Below are 15,286 nucleotides of genomic sequence, written 5' to 3'. Positions count from 1 at the left end.
AGGTTTTCTCATCACAGGTTATTCTTTCCCGTTGGTTTTTCAGTATACCCGGCGCAAAGAATAACAGGATAACCTCTAAACTGTTCCCTAAGAAAATCGGCAAAGGTTTAGCCATAACCAAAACGGGAATGATACAGGAAACACCACTCTTAAAATAGAAAGGAGTATCACCATGAAACAAAAGCTGTTACTTTCAGGTCTCGCTGTTTCAACCGTCGGCATCACTTCTTATCTATTAAAAGACCCGTCAAATCGCCAAAAAGCTAGAGAATTCATTCACAGCATGAAAATGAAAATGACCAAACAGCCGGATATGGAAAAGTTCCCAGTCGATAAAGCAGGACACCCGCACCCGCAAGATATTGAGGACAACAAAATGGTATCCGAAGGCTCTATGTATCCCGTCCAATACTACGATGAAAAAAAGAAGTAATCAAAAAGCTCTCTTCGATAAGGAAGAGAGCTTTTATATTTAACTTTTCCGTCTGATTCCGCTCATCACAAAACCGCTTTCAGGCAATGCCGGCATTCTCGCGAGACTGTAATGCAGCGATTGTTCCGGGACGTCGTATTCAATCTGATTGACGAGAAAATCCAGGCTTGCTTTCATGACTTCAATAGTAATGCCTTCCCCTGGACAGCGATGCCCTTTCTCGGCGTGGCCCCCGCCTTGAGGAATCAAATCAAACGGATTTTCTTCCCGCTCTTCAAATCGTTCCGGCCGAAATTCATCAGGCTTGTCCCACAAGCGGGGGTCGTGATTCGTTCCATATACATCAAGTAGTACCGATGTGCCCTTCTTAAACTCACAGTTATTCCATTCAAAATCCTTCTTGACAAGTGCCCCTAAAAACGGGCCGAACGGATAATATCTGCGGACCTCCTGCACAAACATTTCTCTTTCCCGGCTGCTTCCAGAACGCAGCCATTCCTTATACTTCGGATGCTTATGAAGCGCCAAAGCTGAAAACACAAGAAAGTAAGAGATAGCGACGATAGGCCGCAGTACATTAATCAGCTCAATGGCGGCCATCCTGGAATCTAGCTGGTTGCCATCCTCCTGTGTGTGAAACGCCATTTCATGCAGCGCTGTTCCAGCAGATGTTTTCAGCAAGCCGGCACGGACATCTTCAATCATTCTTTCAATCCACTCTTCCGCACGCGGCCTTGCTCTTCTTCCCTTCCAATGCCGCGGCCCCACAGCACCGAATGCGTCGACCATATCAATGAAGTCATCCGCTCTCTCTTTGACTTCCGTTTCCTTCAGCGGAACACCTGCCCAATAGCACGCTACCCGGCACAGGATTTCTTTTGCTTCTTCAAATAACACAACCTCATCTGCCTTCTCCCATCTTGTGACTGCTGCTTTCCACTCCTCTGTCATCAACTCAGCCAAACGTTTTTGATGCGGCGGTGTCATCAATGACAGAAAAAGCATCTTCCGATGGATATGTGCGCTGCCATCCATTCCCTGAATCGCATTAACACCAAACAGCGATTTCTGCACCCGCTTAGGCAAAGCGTTCTGCCGCTGGAATCGATCCGTATCATAAAACACCTTCGCCGCCTCAGCGCCAGTCATGCAAATAAAGTTTTTCCCCAACAAACGGGCCTGAAACAGGTCTGAGTGATAGCGTTCTGTTCTATTTTTAATAAACAAATATCCTTCCTGCATCAGCTTCAGGCTGTTATCGAGACTTTTGTCATGTGGAATCTGCTCATTCATCCGCTTACCCTGCCTTCCCTTTTTACCCTCTTTTTTCACGTTATCTTGCGAGTATAAACCCAATAACAGTATTTGTTTACGAAACCAAATTTAAGCGCTTTTTGAGTACTTTTTAAAGGAAGAACAAAAGAAATAGAGAAGAGGTAGTTGATCAAAACAAAGGGGAGGACAAAATGAAGAAATGGATATATGTAGTGCTTGTGCTGAGTATTGCAGGTATCGGCGGCCTTTCCGTCCACGCAGCTTCGTCTGCCCATGATAAACACCTGAATGTCAGCCGAATGAATGTTGATGATGAATTCAAGGATACGGATGGAACCTTCATCCTGCATGATGTGCAAAAGGATAAGACATTTGTCTACAACAGAGAACGGGCAAACAAAAGACAAACTCCGCAGTCCACCTTTAAGGTCGCGAACGCCTTAATCGGTTTGCAGGTAAAAGCCGTTCGGGATGAATACGATGTCAAACGATGGGACGGGGTCAAGCGTGAATTCGAATCATGGAACCGCGACCATACGCTTGGCTCGGCCATGCGCGAATCCGCAATCTGGTATTATCAGGCATTAGCGAGAGATATCGGCGAGGAAAGAATGAAAACATGGCTTCATACACTATCTTACGGCAACGAGGATATCAGCGGGGGAATCGGCCAGTTTTGGCTGCAAAGCTCGCTCACAATATCTCCGCTGGAACAAGAAACCTTTTTGGAGAAACTATTTAAAGAGGAGCTTCCATTTGACAAGCCGGTAATGAAAACCGTCAAGCGCATGATGATTCAAGAGGAAGGCGATCATTACACGCTCTACGGGAAAACCGGAACCCGCCTGACAGATATGGGATTAGGATGGTTTGTCGGATTCATCAAAACAGAGCATGGCTCTTATGTCTTTGTCACCAATGTCGATGATTCCGGCACAAAAGCCAAAAACATCACCGTGGATATCCTGAAAAAGTATGGCCTGATCACATCCTAAATAAAAGAGCCCTGCACGGCAGGGCTCTAAATCTCATGCTCAAAACAATAATGATTCACAAGCTCTTCAATCAAATCATGATCGGGATATTCTCCGTTAAATTCAAATTCGATTTCTTCCACAAATTCTCCGTGATGGTACACATGAATGGCTCCATTTTGACGGACGACGCTAAACTCCGGCTGAAATGTATATCCGCTTCGTTCAATTGCTCCCATTTCTTACCCCGCCTTTCAAAGCAGTAATTCATACACCTCGTTTAATTCCTTGGCCCGTTTTTGATCCTGTTCATTCTGGGCATATTTAATTTCTTTTTCTAATACATGATTCAAAAAAGACATTTCATTGTCATCTAAGTCTTTTACAAATTCCTCTTCATTCACATACCGCTTCGCCAGCATCTTCTTGCAAATCCGCTGGCAGACTTCATTTTCAAGATGATTCGAAAGTGATTCGCGCAAATACCCGAGTGTAACATCCATTTTTGAACACCTTTCCTTCTGCTATCTTTATCCTATAGCTTGCTGAAATAGGAAAAATCCATACGCCAAAAATAAAAAAAGAGACACTCGATGAATGTCTCTTTTTTCTATGGTTATTCAGCCGCTTCGCTGCTTTTTGTCAAATTAGCCTGCGCACGTTTGTCAATCCCAAATACATAATAACTCATGACCACAAGCGCTAAGAAAATCACGCCTACAATCAGAGAGATGCGAGTATCATCATTAAACCACATGCCGACCAGAACCATCAGCAAGAAAGCAATCGTCACATAGTTTGTGAAAGGTGCAAATGGCATTTTGAATGGATGTTTATCTAATGCAGCGCCCTTCGCTTTCCTGAAACCGATATGGCTGATCAAAATGACAAACCAAGGAATCATGCCTGGCAAAACACTCGCGCTGTACACATATACGAAAATCTTCGGTGGCGCGATATAATTCAGCACAACACCGACAGCCAAACCGATCAGTACCGCAATTGTGCCATACAGCGGCACACCATTGCGTGAAATCTTCTTGAAGAATTTCGGCGCTTGTCCATTAACGCCTAATGTATAAAGCATACGGCCTGCACTGAAAATTCCGCTGTTACAGCCGGACATTGCCGCTGTAATCACGACAAAGTTAATAATGCCGGCAGCTGCCGTAATTCCGATTTTCGAGAACGTAGACACGAACGGACTTCCGAGTGAGTTGAGCTCATCCCAAGGATATACCGTCACGATTACAAAAATAGCGCCAATATAGAAAATCAAAATGCGCCAGATAATACTTTGAATCGCACTTCTTAGCGTGTTTTGCGGATCTTTCGCTTCACCTGCTGTAATCCCGATCAGCTCAACCCCTTGATAGGCCGCAATGACCAGAGACAATGCAAAGAAGAATCCAGTGAAACCACCTGCAAAGAATCCTCCATGAGACCACAGGTTCGACAATCCGATCGCATCTCCCCCGTTGCCAAATCCGAAGAAAATAATCCCGATTCCCGCAATAATCATTAAGATAATTGTCACGATTTTAATCATCGCAAACCAAAACTCAAACTCGCCAAACGACTTAACAGAGATTAAGTTCGCCGCACCAAGAATCAACATTGCCACGATACCAGGTATCCAAGCAGGCAAATCCGGGAACCAATACTTCATATATGAACCGACAGCGATAATTTCTGACATGCCGACGATAACCCACTGGAACCAGTTGCTCCATGCTGTCATATAACCTGCCAGCGGATGAATATATTTATGCCCGAATGTCGCAAAAGAACCTGTGCTCGGTTCGACGTACAGCATTTCACCCATCGCACGCATAATAAAAAAGATAAAAATTCCGCATATTGCATAAGCCAAAAGGACAGACGGGCCAGTCCATGAAATCGTGCTGGCAGAACCCATAAACAAGCCAACACCGATCGTACCGCCCAAGGCGATCATCTGAATGTGGCGCGCGCTCAGGCCCCTCTTTAATTCTTTATTTGCCATTCCTCTTCCCCCTCTTACAAAATACTCGAAAATGAGAAAACAGCAGGCCTGCTTGCCTCCACATCTTTCTCACCAATCAGTTATAACAATCAGAAAATTCAAACTTAAAACTGTTATATAATCTCCTAAATTACTTATTTCATCATAATAAATTTCTCTGGAAAATACAATTGTTTTTTTCAGGCAAACACCTTTAATCAGAGTTTTTCATCAAAACTTCGATTAAAATCTTTTATATAGATATAATGAAATGATTTGACTATTAAAATATATTCTTCCTTAAATTCTCATAAAAAATAAGCTGTTCACAATGAACAGCTTACCTAATAATTCACGCCTGTTTGACGTTTTAATGTCTCAAGCCACCCCGTATCTCCGGCCCCATAGCTCTTGCTTTGCCCCACATCTCTCAGAGATCCATTGCTGTAATCAATTGATAGGACGAAATCCGGAATGGCATTATACCCGGCTTTCGCAATTTTATTGAGCTCTGAACGATAGTGAGATATAGCATAGGAAGCCGTTTGTTTTTGCACAGGATTTTTTTCAAGCTCTTCTTTATATACGTCTAATAAGTCACGTCCATCAGGCGTTACATACTGCCCGTCAATCACTTCTAAATCCTTCAAATGATAGCCTGTGACTTCGTACATCTCACGAGCAGCCTGATACTTTTGATATGCCTCTTCGGAATATTGTGTTGAATCACTGCTTTGGCTTTTCATGATATGTAAAAATAGCTCTTTTCTGTTGTCTCCGGATTGCATCACTTGCTCAATTTGCTCAATTAGTGCCTGATCGTCTGTCCCGCTCACCTGTACCTTATAGTCAATCGGCGTAATTGTAAATCTCAGCTCTGTTCCCTGTGGAATGTGAATATGGTTTCGGTTCAACAGCACTTGCAGCTGCTGATTAACCTGGCTTCGCTGATACACCTTTGCATTCTCAGCCTCCACTTCCCCATTAAACGTGACATTGCGAAATGCGGCATCCTGCAGATTATAGTTTTGCGCCTTCCCTTTGAATAACCATTCTGTTTCATTATCGTAAGCAGCCTGTCTTTCTGCAGCTGACAGATCGCTTCGGAAATAAGGAGACTTTGAATTTTGGTACTTATCCTTTATATAGCCTAATGGGTCAGACTTTGTTTTGTTAATCGCATTCATCCTGCTGTATTTTTCATCAAGTATTTTGATTCTGATATCACTCTCAGATTCATAGGGGTTATTGGATTGAATCACTGTTTCTCCCCCTGTGTCTGTCACTGTTCGATCATTCGCTGATTGATACACTTTGCCAAAGGTTCCGCTGTTTCCCGCCACACTGGTTTTAGAATAATTGAACTGATTGATTCCCTCATTTGAAAATCGTGACTCAAGCCTGCTGTATGCCTTTTCCAGCACCGCTGCTGTATTTTCAGACGTATTCTTGCGTGTAGCAGCCGCATTCCTATTCAATATGTTCTGTGCCATCAGCTGGGTACGGATAAATTGCTGATTCAGACGCATTAGGTTCCCTCCTGAACAATTCTCTCTTACTCTTTTTTATCGGCAAGGGCAATGTATATATTAACCTCAAAAAACATTTATTTACACTTATAGCGTTGTTATGTATGATGGAAATAAAAGGAGGTTGTTTGAATGACAAAAAAATGGTTCATTCCATTCGCTATTATGCTGTCTGTCCTCTTCACCTTTACTTATTCGGCATCAGCTGCCGAAGTCACTGCTATTACAGGAAACAATTCATTTGATACCGCAGCACCAATCGGATATTGGAAATATAAGAATATCGATACAACGATACTAGAAGCCGGACAAGATGAAGCCTATTTCACCTTTACAGCTAATAAGGGAGAAAAAGTATACGTGAGAAGTACATACCAGAGCGCATACACTGGGATGAAAATTGAAATTTACGATAAGAACAAAGTACCTGTTTCACAAGGCACAGAAGTCATTAATCCTAATACTTTCTCTTCTTTTATTTATGCCAATGCTGACGCCCAAAACACGTCGGATACCTTTTATGTGAAAGTGTCACGCGGCACCTATAGCGGGAACATGTATTTTACACTTTCAATTGAAGACCGAATCAAATCCGGCAGCGGAACGTTCCAATTCAGCGGCGTTGCTGAAAACAAAGGAAATACAACCCTTAGCCCCTCAGGTTCTGACTCCAGCGTAATCAAGGTTGATTTAACAAACCAATCTGGAATACCTCGCGATGCCATTGTAACTAGAGTACAAACAACCGCCACTCAAACACCAAGCCAGGGAAATACACGCCACTTCATCATGACGGGCGAAAACAACGAATGGCGCCGTGCACTTGTAAATAGCTCGACGTCAGGGTCCTATGATATATCATTGTCAGATCAACTCAGTGTCGCTAAGGTATGGAGTTTTAAATATAATACATTAGCGACAGCTAGATCGACGATGAGTAATGTCAAAGCAAAAATAGATTATGAATACGATGTAACAAAACAGTTTTAATTCATACTGAGCTGGTTCAAATCCCATGAGCCGGCTCTTTTTAATGTTTAGCTGCCATTGATTTAGCCTAGAATGCAATTGTTTTGATAAACTATAATCAGTACAACCAAGGGAAGTGCAGACATGGCATTAAAACAGATAAAAAAGCTGCTTTTTGACCGCCCTTTAAAGGACGGCATTATCCTAAATCATCATTACAGAATCGAAGAATGCCTCGGAATGGGCGGCTATGGCTTGGTTTATTTGTGCACCGATGTCCATACTCAAACACCCTATGTCTTAAAACAGCTCCGTCCGACAAAAGCGAAAAAGGAAAAAGAAAGAGTCCGGTTCCAGCAGGAAATGAAACTGCTCAAAAGCATGCACCACCCGCAAATTCCCGCCTTCATAGAAGATTTCACCATAGACGGACAGGCTTATTATGTCATGCAGCTGATTGAGGGAGAGAATATAGAAGAATTATTATTTTTTCGAAAACAGCCGTTCACAGAGCTTATGGCGTTACAACTGATTTCGCAGCTGCTTGAGATTATAGAATACCTGCATGATCGCCTTATCTTCCACAGCGACATCAGAACGCCTAATCTCATCATCAATGACGGCAGGCTCTGCCTCATCGATTTCGGCCTTGCCAAACAATTGACTCTTGAAGAAATGGAGGAAATAAAAGTACGAAAACAGGATGACTTCTTCGATCTCGGAGAAACGCTGTTGTTCCTGCTGTACTCTCAATATAAAGGAAAAAAGAAGAAAAATGGCACCTGGCTGGAGGAATTAAAGCTGACCAAAGAAGTCACCGTACTGCTGAAAAAATTATTGGGCATTGATGAAGAGTATCAGCACACCGCTTTGATACGCGAAGACCTAAACCGGGCCATTCAATCGGTCACATAAAAAAACCCTTGTCCCAAAAGCGGAACAAGAACTTTTTTTAGATTAACTGCTGCTGTAGCTCCGGCGCTTATAGCGATGACTGCCGCCATAACGGTCGTAGTGTCTTCTTTTGCCTGAGCTGCTGCTATAGCTTCGGTAATGTCTGCGCCGGCTGCTGCTGTAATGCCGGTGTCTGCGATATCGGTCACTAGAGCTGCTTGAGAGGTTCTTGATCGTTTTGATGAATTTTTTAAACATATGCTGATCACCTCATTTCTTTCTTCCTATTATATAGAGTTTATAGGAGAAAGAAAAACATCAGCGGGGGTACTCTTTTGAAAACAAGAACCGCGTTCCATTCTCATTTGTCTCCAGCTCATAAGTAATCGCAAGCAGCCTGCATATATCCTCAATAATCTTTAACCCAAGCCCCTCACTGTTCTGATTCGGATCAAATCCAATTCCGTCATCGCAAATAGAAACAGTTCCATGTTCAATCGTAACATCCATCTTTTCAGCTTTTGAATGCTTTAACGTATTTTGAAAAATATTATCGAACAGCCTTTGCAACCATAATCCGTTGCTCATCCAAATCACATCTTGGTCTGCCGGCTTATAGTCCAGCTCAATGCCCTTCACGCTATATAAATAATCCCACTTTTTTACTGCTGTTTCTAACAGCTCGTTTATAAGTACTTCTTCATTTACGATATAAGAACTTTCTAACGTCTCAGCGGAATATAGATTAAATTCATTGGTTAATTCCGAGATATATTCGATTTGCTGATACAACGATTCAAATACGGCCTGATTATGACATTGTCCTTCCAAATAAAATAACTGCAGCCTGAGAGCGGTTAAAGGTGTATTAATGTCATGCCTCAGTTTTTGCAAAAGCTCCTTTTTGATTTCCTCCTGCTGCCTCAGTTCCAGTTCACGGTATGTCGTTCGTTCAATTAACAAATTGACCGACTTGGTTAATTCCCCGATTTCATCACTACGTTTCACTTCTATTTTATTAGGCACCCTTTGATCACTTGCCAGATGCCGAATGGTATGATTTAATAGATTGATTTTATGCAGCAGGGAATGAATCGACCTTGAAAATAAAAAAGCTAACATTAAGAGTGATAACAAAAATACAACGAGCATTGCCGGATACGCAAAAGACCTATGAAAAGGCGTACCGTGATTCATTGATTTAAACATGTTTTCATAAATGACAGACATCAAAATACTAACCGCCAGCAATAGCACCGGCACACTAATGACAGCCGTACATAATAACAACTGATATTTAGTCTTTAACTTCATTTCTTCACAACGGTATTCAGCCGATACCCTTCTCCATATATATTTTCAATCATCTCACCCGCTTGATCATTGATTTTGGCTCTGATTTTTTTAATGTGCACATTGACGATATTCGGGTTTCTGTCTTCGAGCTGCCACAAATATTCAAAGAAATGTTCCTTTGTCAGGGTACTGTCTCTATTTTCATATAAATAAAAGAAAATTTTCCGTTCAATCGCAGTAAACAACACCTCATCATGCAGGCTTTCATTGAACACTTTTTTCGTTTCCGCATCAATATACAAATGTTTGATTTGCGTAAAGGTGCCATAATGATGCTCAAGCATATTCTGGATTCTTAATAGCAGCTCTCTCGGGTCAAAGGGCTTCACCATATAATCCTCGCCGATCTGCAACCCTTGGAGCTTGCTGTCCATGTCATTGCGGGCCGAGAGAAAAATGACCGGAATGCGCAGCCCCAACTTTTTGATTTTGGCAGACAATTGATATCCGTCTTCACCCGGCAGCATCACATCCATAATGACCAAGTCGACCTTCTGAATCACCGAAAGCACATCCGCTCCATCTGTTTTCCATATCACATGATATCCCTCACGCTGCAAAATCTTTTGCAGCAAATCACCAATCATCACATCGTCTTCCACGATTAAAATATGATAACTCTTCATCTTTAGCGAACCTTTCTCATAAACTCCATGGAAAGTTTATATATTTGATCAGGCTGATATAAATAAATACTGTGTGTTCCCCTCAGTTCCTTTATATCGGCTGTATTGAATTGAGCCGCAAACGCTTCATAATCTTTTCGATTTTGTATGGCATACTTTGAATGTCTATTTTGGTCAGAGACCGCATCTAGAATCAAGACGGGAGTTTCTTTTGGCGCCGGCAGATTCACAGATTTCCTGCCGTTTTGGTAAGACTGTAACAGCTCATGCTCCATATCTGCATTAAAAAATTGCTTAAAATTAATGGCTTGATAAATTTCTTTTTCTTTATCAGTTAAAAACGACTGCCGAATCACCTCAGGATTATATACAGCGGAAGGCATAAACCGATGAAAACCAATCGACGTTAACAGATGGAACCCTCTCACTTTCAACCTGTCAATCCCGCTCAATTTATACGTGACATACTGCTGAGGCAATCCAATATCCATCGCAATAATGGCCTTGATTTCCTTAGGATATTTCTGCGCCCAATATATCGCTTCAATTCCGGATATGGAATGAGGCATTAAGATATATGGAGGCTTATTTCCGCATTTCATAAGCGCTTTCCTCGTCTGTTCCAATATCGTATCTATATCTCTATCATCGTTAGACACATCACTGTATCCATAACCTGCCCGATCAACAACAGCAATCTTATTTTCCTTTGAAAATTTGCTGTACAACCCCTTCATCTCATAAGCAGGCGCAGCGATCCCCGAACCGGACATAAACACAAACGTATCCTCCCCGCTTCCCTCTTCATACACATTCATCTTTTTACCGTCAACATCGACTAGTGTACCTTTGCCCTTTAACAGTGCTGCTTCCTTATTTAATTGATAATGGTGGTAAATAAAAACGGAGACGGATACAAGTAAAACCAAAGCAGCCAAGCTGCCAAAAAAGACTTTTAGGACTTTCCATAATGTTTTCATATGATGCTCCTTTCTCGTGATATCTGAAAGGATACGATATGAAAATAAATTTCTGATTAACTTTGGAAAGATTTTATTTTGACATTTGACTTTGCCCTTACGGAAAGGTGTACATTTGAAGCATGGAGGTGATCGCTTGCTATCGATCGGTGAATTTTCAAAGATATGCAAAGTATCCACAAAAACACTGCGATACTATAATGAAATCGGATTAATCCACCCCGAAGACATTAATCCTGAAAATGGATATCGGAGAGTCTTTGCGCAATTTCTTATACGCAGCCTTCTTCAAGGAGAACCCATTGAGAAGGCTGCCTCTTATATCAATCTTTCACAAAACAGAATTCAGTTGTATTTCATCCATCTATTCACACAACAAAGCCTTTTTTTCTTCTTCCTGCTCGATAAACAGATAATTGTCAGGGCTGCCTAAAATGAAAAAAAGCACCAAAAGTAACTTCCATCCCCGGATCGGACTTCCGCATCTAAACTTCAACACTTCTCCTTCTGCTAAAGTAAACCTCAATGTTTGGCTTGTGCACCAATCAACTTTCACTTGAATTACATGTTCACCTGGCTGTAACTCAATTCGCAGCCTCCCTCCATCTTTGATATTTCCCATCTCATCACCATCAATTATCACAGAATAACCTCTCAATTTATTGATGTACTGCGATGTCCTGCTAATTTCAATGTACGTCTCTTGACTCACGATGACACATCCTTAAAATAATAATCATACAGACAAGCAGCGTTAGAACCCTCTCGCCATACCTTTATTTCTCATTCCTAGTATATTATAACTTGCCGTGCTTCAGCTCTCCGTCGGCAAAAATCCCTTTCAGCTTCAGTGGGCCTTCTATAGGACGAACTTTGAACAGCTTATAAAAAAACACCCGCTTGATAACGAGCGGATGTTAGATCTTTTGAAATAAAACCATTGAACTTTAAGGATGAAAACAAATCATTGTATTATTGATTAATATCTTTTAGCATCTGTTTCGGTTGTGAATGAAAAATCATCAATGATGCAATAATGGCAATCATAACCCCTGACGCGCCAATCCAAGTAATCGAAGCTAATGATACGTTTTCTACAAAAACGCCCCCTATTCCTGCGCCGACTGCCATGGCGAGTTGCATCATGGACTGATTCATGCTGAGCAAAACACCTGACATTTCCGGTTCTATTGTAGCTAGGTGAAATTGCTGTGTCGGACCGGTGGACCATGCTGCAAACGACCATAATATGAGAATCACCAACACTCCGATATAGGAATGAGTAACAAGTGACAGAAGAATCAGTGTGACGATATGCAACGTCATCCCGCCAACGAGTGTAAAGGGCACTCCCCATTTATCGGTGCTATATCCCCCAAACTTCGATCCAACCAAACTGGCAATTCCAAATATAAGCAAAACACCGCTAAGCAGCTTGCCGTTTATTCCTGAGATGTTCAAGAGATACGGTGACAAATAGGTATAAGCAACAGAATATCCCCCGAGCCAGAAGAAAGTGATTGATAACCCCATCGCTACTCTCCGTTTCTTAAAAAGAGCAAGCTGTTGAAGCAAAGGCACAGGTTTATCCCCTTCAGTATGCGGAAGAGTAAAGAATATAACGACCATCGCGATCAATCCCAACAAAGCAATTGCTCCAAATACAGACTTCCAGCCTAGTGCAACTGCTATCATTCTACCAAGCGGAACACCTATGATTAAAGAAGCGGTAAATCCCATCACGACCGTAGCAATGGCACTGCCCTGCTTCCCTTCCCATGCAATCTTAGCGGCAATCGTTAATGCGGTGACAACCACCACACCTGCTCCCATCGCCATAATGATCCGCGCTGCAATAAACCATCCATAACCAGGCAGTACAAAAGCCAGGACATTGCCGAACACAAACAAACCTAGGGCATACATCATCAATTTGCGTCTATCCATACTTGCTGTCAACGCCATAAGTACGGGTGTTGAAAGAGCATATACAAGCGAAAAAATGGTAATAAGCTGGCCCGCGGCAGCCAAAGTGATCCCGAGAGTATGAGCAATTTGATCCAAAATTCCCGAAATGATGTACTCTGAGGTTCCAACTAAAAAGCTGACAATGGCTAAAATATAAATTTTCCAAGTGTTAGACATAAAACATTCACTCCTTAATTATTAATAAACATATCACGAATTATCGATATGTTATTATAAAAAATAAACACATCGTAATATGTCGATATGTATGGTGTGAAAATAAACACCTTTTGATGTTTATTTTTATATCTCTGTTTTAAGAAAGTCAGCAAGTTTCCTAATGGCTTCTTCATCTCTTTTGTAATACGTGTACTTTCCGATTCGTTCCGCCTTAATTAGGCCGGCTCTTAAAAGGATGGTGAGATATTGGGAAGCCGTCGATTGCGTCATTTTCAATTTGTCTGTTATTTGACTGACACATACCCCGATTGTGTTCATATCAATCCCTTCATGGGGTGCAAAATGACGATCAGGCTCCTTCAGCCATTGTAAAATTTGCAGCCTAGATTCATTTGATAAGGCTTTGAATACTTCAATTGGTTCCATATGTATTATTATATAATTATATTCCGATATGTCAATTCGTTTTTTGTTGCCTAGTTTAGGCTTATTTCTGACTAATTCTGTGAAATGAAATTGAAGACAGCATATTAAAAGTGGCCTCTAATCATGGCATTGTATGCTTTTGGGAACCTGGAATTGGCTTTGTTAATCTAGGCGTCCGCTTAGGTTGTGTATTACAAATCATCAATGATGGCAAACACTAAAAAAAGAAGCGGAAGATGATTATGTTCAATCAGCTTCCAGCCTCTTTGAAAATTTAACCTCTGCTTGGGCTTGAATAGTATTGTTTAATAAAACATTTTAATTCTTCATATCAAAGATTTTTCTCTAAATCATTACATAATTTAAATACCATCACTCGTTCGCCCGTCCGGGAGCTTAAATCAGTATGAAAACTTTTCACTTTTTCTCCGGTTATCGTTAGGATGATATCCTTAAGACCTTCTATACCTGATTCAACTAACTCCGAACGCGTTTGTTTGATAGATAACATACCCTCTTTTGAACCACAAACTGCATATTCAGCTGGTGTTAAAATTCCTTTTAAATTAACGATGATCATATCCCGCAATATATCAGTCTTAACAGATACAGACCCACGCCCAAGATAATCCTTTTCCCATTGCGTAATGGACTTACTGATCTCTGATTCAATAGAACCTTTCGTCTTTTTCATATATAACACATCTCCTGGCAAGAAATTAGCATATTCTATTAGTTATTTCGTCTCTTTAATATTCTCTTACAACATGTCCTTCATATACACCTTCGATATCCAAATCAGTTTTACCGTTCCTTGAGACCACTATCATTTTGGATAACATATTTTCTTCCATCATAGAGTGTACATGCAAAAATCGAACGCTTCCTAAATGGGTTTCCTCAACTTCTTCATAAGATTTTAAATGATAAAAATCAATTGCTTTTCTAATTACTTTTTTTACGCATTCCATATTATCATGATCAAACTGACTCATTTCCTCTATTGTTTCCGTTACAAAATCAGGTAAATTAGCGCCCATTATATTCTCCTTAGACTGCTTTCTTTTCATAAATGGGTGTAGAAGTTGACCCCTTCCACTTCATCGTGACAAACAATGATCAGGTAAGCTTGACGCCGTTTTAGTAGCAGGAACCTCAACAATTGAGAATTTTCCATCCTTATGATTAACAATTAAACCTCTAACTTCAACATATGACGGCACTAGTGGATGATGACGAATGATATCAACACTTTTTTCAATAGCGTCACTACTATTTTCATTCCCATTTAGCCATTCATCGAAGGTACCACCTGAAAATTCAGGCTTACAATGTTGAAACAGATAATCTAATGTTTGTATTTTATCCTTCATTGTTTCATGTTGATTTAGTATATGACCTGTGGAAGCCCTCTTATCTTTTGTTCCTACAACATATACCTCTTCAACATCTTCCTGATAAATTGCAAAAATGACAGACCTCATGATTTCTCCATAAGGATGTGAGATACCGGCATCATAGCTTTGTATAGTCAACATATTTTCTGCTGGAGTGTTAGTCACTTCTTGTAAAATAGGCTCCAAGCCGTTTTCCATGTCCGTCAAAAATAATACTTTTTTATTTTTATTTACACTCATATAGCACACCTCTTCTACATGTTTATCATTTTTATATTGAGTAACAAATCCATTT

General features: G+C 41.0%; 19 protein-coding genes and 1 pseudogene. 5 read left to right on the top strand and 15 right to left on the bottom strand.

Translation table 11 applies throughout. The features are described from left to right. Nucleotides 1-172: 172 nt before the first annotated feature. A complete protein-coding gene (locus M0696_RS01270) occupies nt 173-433 on the top strand; it encodes a hypothetical protein (protein WP_166854443.1) in 261 nt (86 codons plus the stop codon). A 39-nt stretch (nt 434-472) separates the two neighbouring features. Here M0696_RS01270 and cypC read toward each other — a convergent pair whose 3' ends face one another. Next, complete coding sequence (cypC, locus tag M0696_RS01265) at nt 473-1,726, bottom strand: CYP152 family fatty-acid peroxygenase CypC (protein ID WP_222143453.1); 1,254 nt, start codon at nt 1,724-1,726, stop codon at nt 473-475. A 173-nt stretch (nt 1,727-1,899) separates the two neighbouring features. On the opposite strand from cypC, the gene blaOXA reads away from it, so the two are divergent. Beyond that, entirely contained in the window at nt 1,900-2,703 is an 804-nt protein-coding gene (blaOXA, locus tag M0696_RS01260) for a class D beta-lactamase (RefSeq protein ID WP_222143452.1), read from the top strand. Between the two features lie 26 nt (nt 2,704-2,729). Here the strand turns inward: blaOXA and M0696_RS01255 are convergent, their stop codons facing one another. The 4 genes from M0696_RS01255 to M0696_RS01240 form a co-directional block, all read right to left on the bottom strand. Next, complete coding sequence (locus tag M0696_RS01255) at nt 2,730-2,921, bottom strand: DUF5370 family protein (protein ID WP_029316749.1); 192 nt, start codon at nt 2,919-2,921, stop codon at nt 2,730-2,732. Nucleotides 2,922-2,936: 15 nt separating this feature from the next. Beyond that, entirely contained in the window at nt 2,937-3,185 is a 249-nt protein-coding gene (gene csgA / locus M0696_RS01250; RefSeq protein WP_003241413.1) for a sigma-G-dependent sporulation-specific acid-soluble spore protein CsgA, read from the bottom strand. A 113-nt stretch (nt 3,186-3,298) separates the two neighbouring features. Continuing rightward, nucleotides 3,299-4,687 carry an amino acid permease gene (locus M0696_RS01245; RefSeq protein WP_166854446.1) on the bottom strand — a complete coding sequence of 463 codons (1,389 nt, stop codon included), beginning with the start codon at nt 4,685-4,687 and terminating at the stop codon, nt 3,299-3,301. Between the two features lie 323 nt (nt 4,688-5,010). After that, on the bottom strand, nt 5,011-6,195 hold the full coding sequence (locus tag M0696_RS01240) for a DUF4885 domain-containing protein (RefSeq protein ID WP_166854447.1): 1,185 nt from the start codon (nt 6,193-6,195) through the stop codon (nt 5,011-5,013). 132 nt (nt 6,196-6,327) lie between these two features. Here M0696_RS01240 and M0696_RS01235 point away from each other — a divergent pair, with 132 nt between their 5' ends. Both M0696_RS01235 and M0696_RS01230 read left to right on the top strand, forming a co-directional pair. Continuing rightward, nucleotides 6,328-7,185 carry a hypothetical protein gene (locus M0696_RS01235; RefSeq protein ID WP_166854448.1) on the top strand — a complete coding sequence of 286 codons (858 nt, stop codon included), beginning with the start codon at nt 6,328-6,330 and terminating at the stop codon, nt 7,183-7,185. A 123-nt stretch (nt 7,186-7,308) separates the two neighbouring features. Further along, nucleotides 7,309-8,079: a serine/threonine-protein kinase gene (locus M0696_RS01230; protein WP_248602388.1), complete on the top strand. Its 771-nt coding sequence runs from the start codon at nt 7,309-7,311 to the stop codon at nt 8,077-8,079. On the opposite strand, the gene M0696_RS01225 is transcribed toward M0696_RS01230, so the two are convergent. Genes M0696_RS01225 through M0696_RS01210 form a run of 4 tightly spaced genes read right to left on the bottom strand, consistent with a single transcriptional unit; the run spans nt 8,064 to nt 11,020 of the window. Further along, nucleotides 8,064-8,327 carry a hypothetical protein gene (locus M0696_RS01225; RefSeq protein WP_166854450.1) on the bottom strand — a complete coding sequence of 88 codons (264 nt, stop codon included), beginning with the start codon at nt 8,325-8,327 and terminating at the stop codon, nt 8,064-8,066. The genes M0696_RS01230 and M0696_RS01225 overlap by 16 nt on opposite strands. A 49-nt stretch (nt 8,328-8,376) precedes the next feature. After that, the gene (gene ybdK, locus M0696_RS01220) at nt 8,377-9,372 is read right to left on the bottom strand and encodes a two-component system sensor histidine kinase YbdK (protein ID WP_222143448.1); all 996 of its coding nucleotides are present in this window, start codon (nt 9,370-9,372) and stop codon (nt 8,377-8,379) included. After that, nucleotides 9,369-10,040, bottom strand: coding sequence for a two-component system response regulator YbdJ (ybdJ, locus tag M0696_RS01215; RefSeq protein ID WP_222143447.1), 672 nt, complete (start codon nt 10,038-10,040; stop codon nt 9,369-9,371). The genes ybdK and ybdJ overlap by 4 nt, the downstream gene beginning before the upstream one ends. A gap of 2 nt (nt 10,041-10,042) precedes the next feature. Then, nucleotides 10,043-11,020: an alpha/beta fold hydrolase gene (locus M0696_RS01210; protein WP_222143446.1), complete on the bottom strand. Its 978-nt coding sequence runs from the start codon at nt 11,018-11,020 to the stop codon at nt 10,043-10,045. 136 nt (nt 11,021-11,156) lie between these two features. Here M0696_RS01210 and M0696_RS01205 point away from each other — a divergent pair. Then, nucleotides 11,157-11,273: pseudogene (locus M0696_RS01205) on the top strand (MerR family DNA-binding transcriptional regulator); the annotation flags it as partial. Between the two features lie 111 nt (nt 11,274-11,384). Here the strand turns inward: M0696_RS01205 and M0696_RS01200 are convergent. From M0696_RS01200 to M0696_RS01175, 6 genes are all read right to left on the bottom strand, one after another. Then, nucleotides 11,385-11,732 (bottom strand): hypothetical protein, encoded by a 348-nt coding sequence (locus M0696_RS01200; protein WP_166854454.1) that lies wholly within the window; start codon nt 11,730-11,732, stop codon nt 11,385-11,387. A 260-nt stretch (nt 11,733-11,992) separates the two neighbouring features. Then, on the bottom strand, nt 11,993-13,165 hold the full coding sequence (locus M0696_RS01195; protein ID WP_248602387.1) for an MFS transporter: 1,173 nt from the start codon (nt 13,163-13,165) through the stop codon (nt 11,993-11,995). A gap of 126 nt (nt 13,166-13,291) precedes the next feature. Further along, entirely contained in the window at nt 13,292-13,594 is a 303-nt protein-coding gene (locus M0696_RS01190) for an ArsR/SmtB family transcription factor (RefSeq protein WP_248602386.1), read from the bottom strand. Between the two features lie 331 nt (nt 13,595-13,925). Continuing rightward, nucleotides 13,926-14,288: a Na-translocating system protein MpsC family protein gene (locus tag M0696_RS01185; RefSeq protein WP_101864820.1), complete on the bottom strand. Its 363-nt coding sequence runs from the start codon at nt 14,286-14,288 to the stop codon at nt 13,926-13,928. 55 nt (nt 14,289-14,343) lie between these two features. Next, a complete protein-coding gene (locus M0696_RS01180; protein WP_248602385.1) occupies nt 14,344-14,634 on the bottom strand; it encodes a DUF6407 family protein in 291 nt (96 codons plus the stop codon). A gap of 60 nt (nt 14,635-14,694) precedes the next feature. Continuing rightward, the gene (locus M0696_RS01175; protein WP_248602384.1) at nt 14,695-15,231 is read right to left on the bottom strand and encodes a carbonic anhydrase; all 537 of its coding nucleotides are present in this window, start codon (nt 15,229-15,231) and stop codon (nt 14,695-14,697) included. Nucleotides 15,232-15,286: the final 55 nt, after the last annotated feature.

Source organism: Bacillus rugosus, from assembly GCF_023238245.1.
GTDB classification, from domain to species: Bacteria; Bacillota; Bacilli; order Bacillales; family Bacillaceae; genus Bacillus; species Bacillus rugosus.
This window is presented reverse-complemented; position numbering and strand designations above follow the sequence as displayed.

Excerpts from the sequence above, each read along its gene's own strand:
- M0696_RS01270 (WP_166854443.1), top strand. The coding sequence starts at position 173 with ATGAAACAAAAGCTGTTACTTTCAGGTCTCGCTGTTTCAACCGTCGGC.
- cypC (WP_222143453.1), bottom strand. The coding sequence starts at position 1,726 with ATGAATGAGCAGATTCCACATGACAAAAGTCTCGATAACAGCCTGAAG.
- blaOXA (WP_222143452.1), top strand. The coding sequence starts at position 1,900 with ATGAAGAAATGGATATATGTAGTGCTTGTGCTGAGTATTGCAGGTATC.
- M0696_RS01255 (WP_029316749.1), bottom strand. The coding sequence starts at position 2,921 with ATGGGAGCAATTGAACGAAGCGGATATACATTTCAGCCGGAGTTTAGC.
- csgA (WP_003241413.1), bottom strand. The coding sequence starts at position 3,185 with ATGGATGTTACACTCGGGTATTTGCGCGAATCACTTTCGAATCATCTT.
- M0696_RS01245 (WP_166854446.1), bottom strand. The coding sequence starts at position 4,687 with ATGGCAAATAAAGAATTAAAGAGGGGCCTGAGCGCGCGCCACATTCAG.
- M0696_RS01240 (WP_166854447.1), bottom strand. The coding sequence starts at position 6,195 with ATGCGTCTGAATCAGCAATTTATCCGTACCCAGCTGATGGCACAGAAC.
- M0696_RS01235 (WP_166854448.1), top strand. The coding sequence starts at position 6,328 with ATGACAAAAAAATGGTTCATTCCATTCGCTATTATGCTGTCTGTCCTC.
- M0696_RS01230 (WP_248602388.1), top strand. The coding sequence starts at position 7,309 with ATGGCATTAAAACAGATAAAAAAGCTGCTTTTTGACCGCCCTTTAAAG.
- ybdK (WP_222143448.1), bottom strand. The coding sequence starts at position 9,372 with ATGAAGTTAAAGACTAAATATCAGTTGTTATTATGTACGGCTGTCATT.
- ybdJ (WP_222143447.1), bottom strand. The coding sequence starts at position 10,040 with ATGAAGAGTTATCATATTTTAATCGTGGAAGACGATGTGATGATTGGT.
- M0696_RS01210 (WP_222143446.1), bottom strand. The coding sequence starts at position 11,020 with ATGAAAACATTATGGAAAGTCCTAAAAGTCTTTTTTGGCAGCTTGGCT.
- M0696_RS01195 (WP_248602387.1), bottom strand. The coding sequence starts at position 13,165 with ATGTCTAACACTTGGAAAATTTATATTTTAGCCATTGTCAGCTTTTTA.
- M0696_RS01190 (WP_248602386.1), bottom strand. The coding sequence starts at position 13,594 with ATGGAACCAATTGAAGTATTCAAAGCCTTATCAAATGAATCTAGGCTG.
- M0696_RS01185 (WP_101864820.1), bottom strand. The coding sequence starts at position 14,288 with ATGAAAAAGACGAAAGGTTCTATTGAATCAGAGATCAGTAAGTCCATT.
- M0696_RS01180 (WP_248602385.1), bottom strand. The coding sequence starts at position 14,634 with ATGGGCGCTAATTTACCTGATTTTGTAACGGAAACAATAGAGGAAATG.
- M0696_RS01175 (WP_248602384.1), bottom strand. The coding sequence starts at position 15,231 with ATGAGTGTAAATAAAAATAAAAAAGTATTATTTTTGACGGACATGGAA.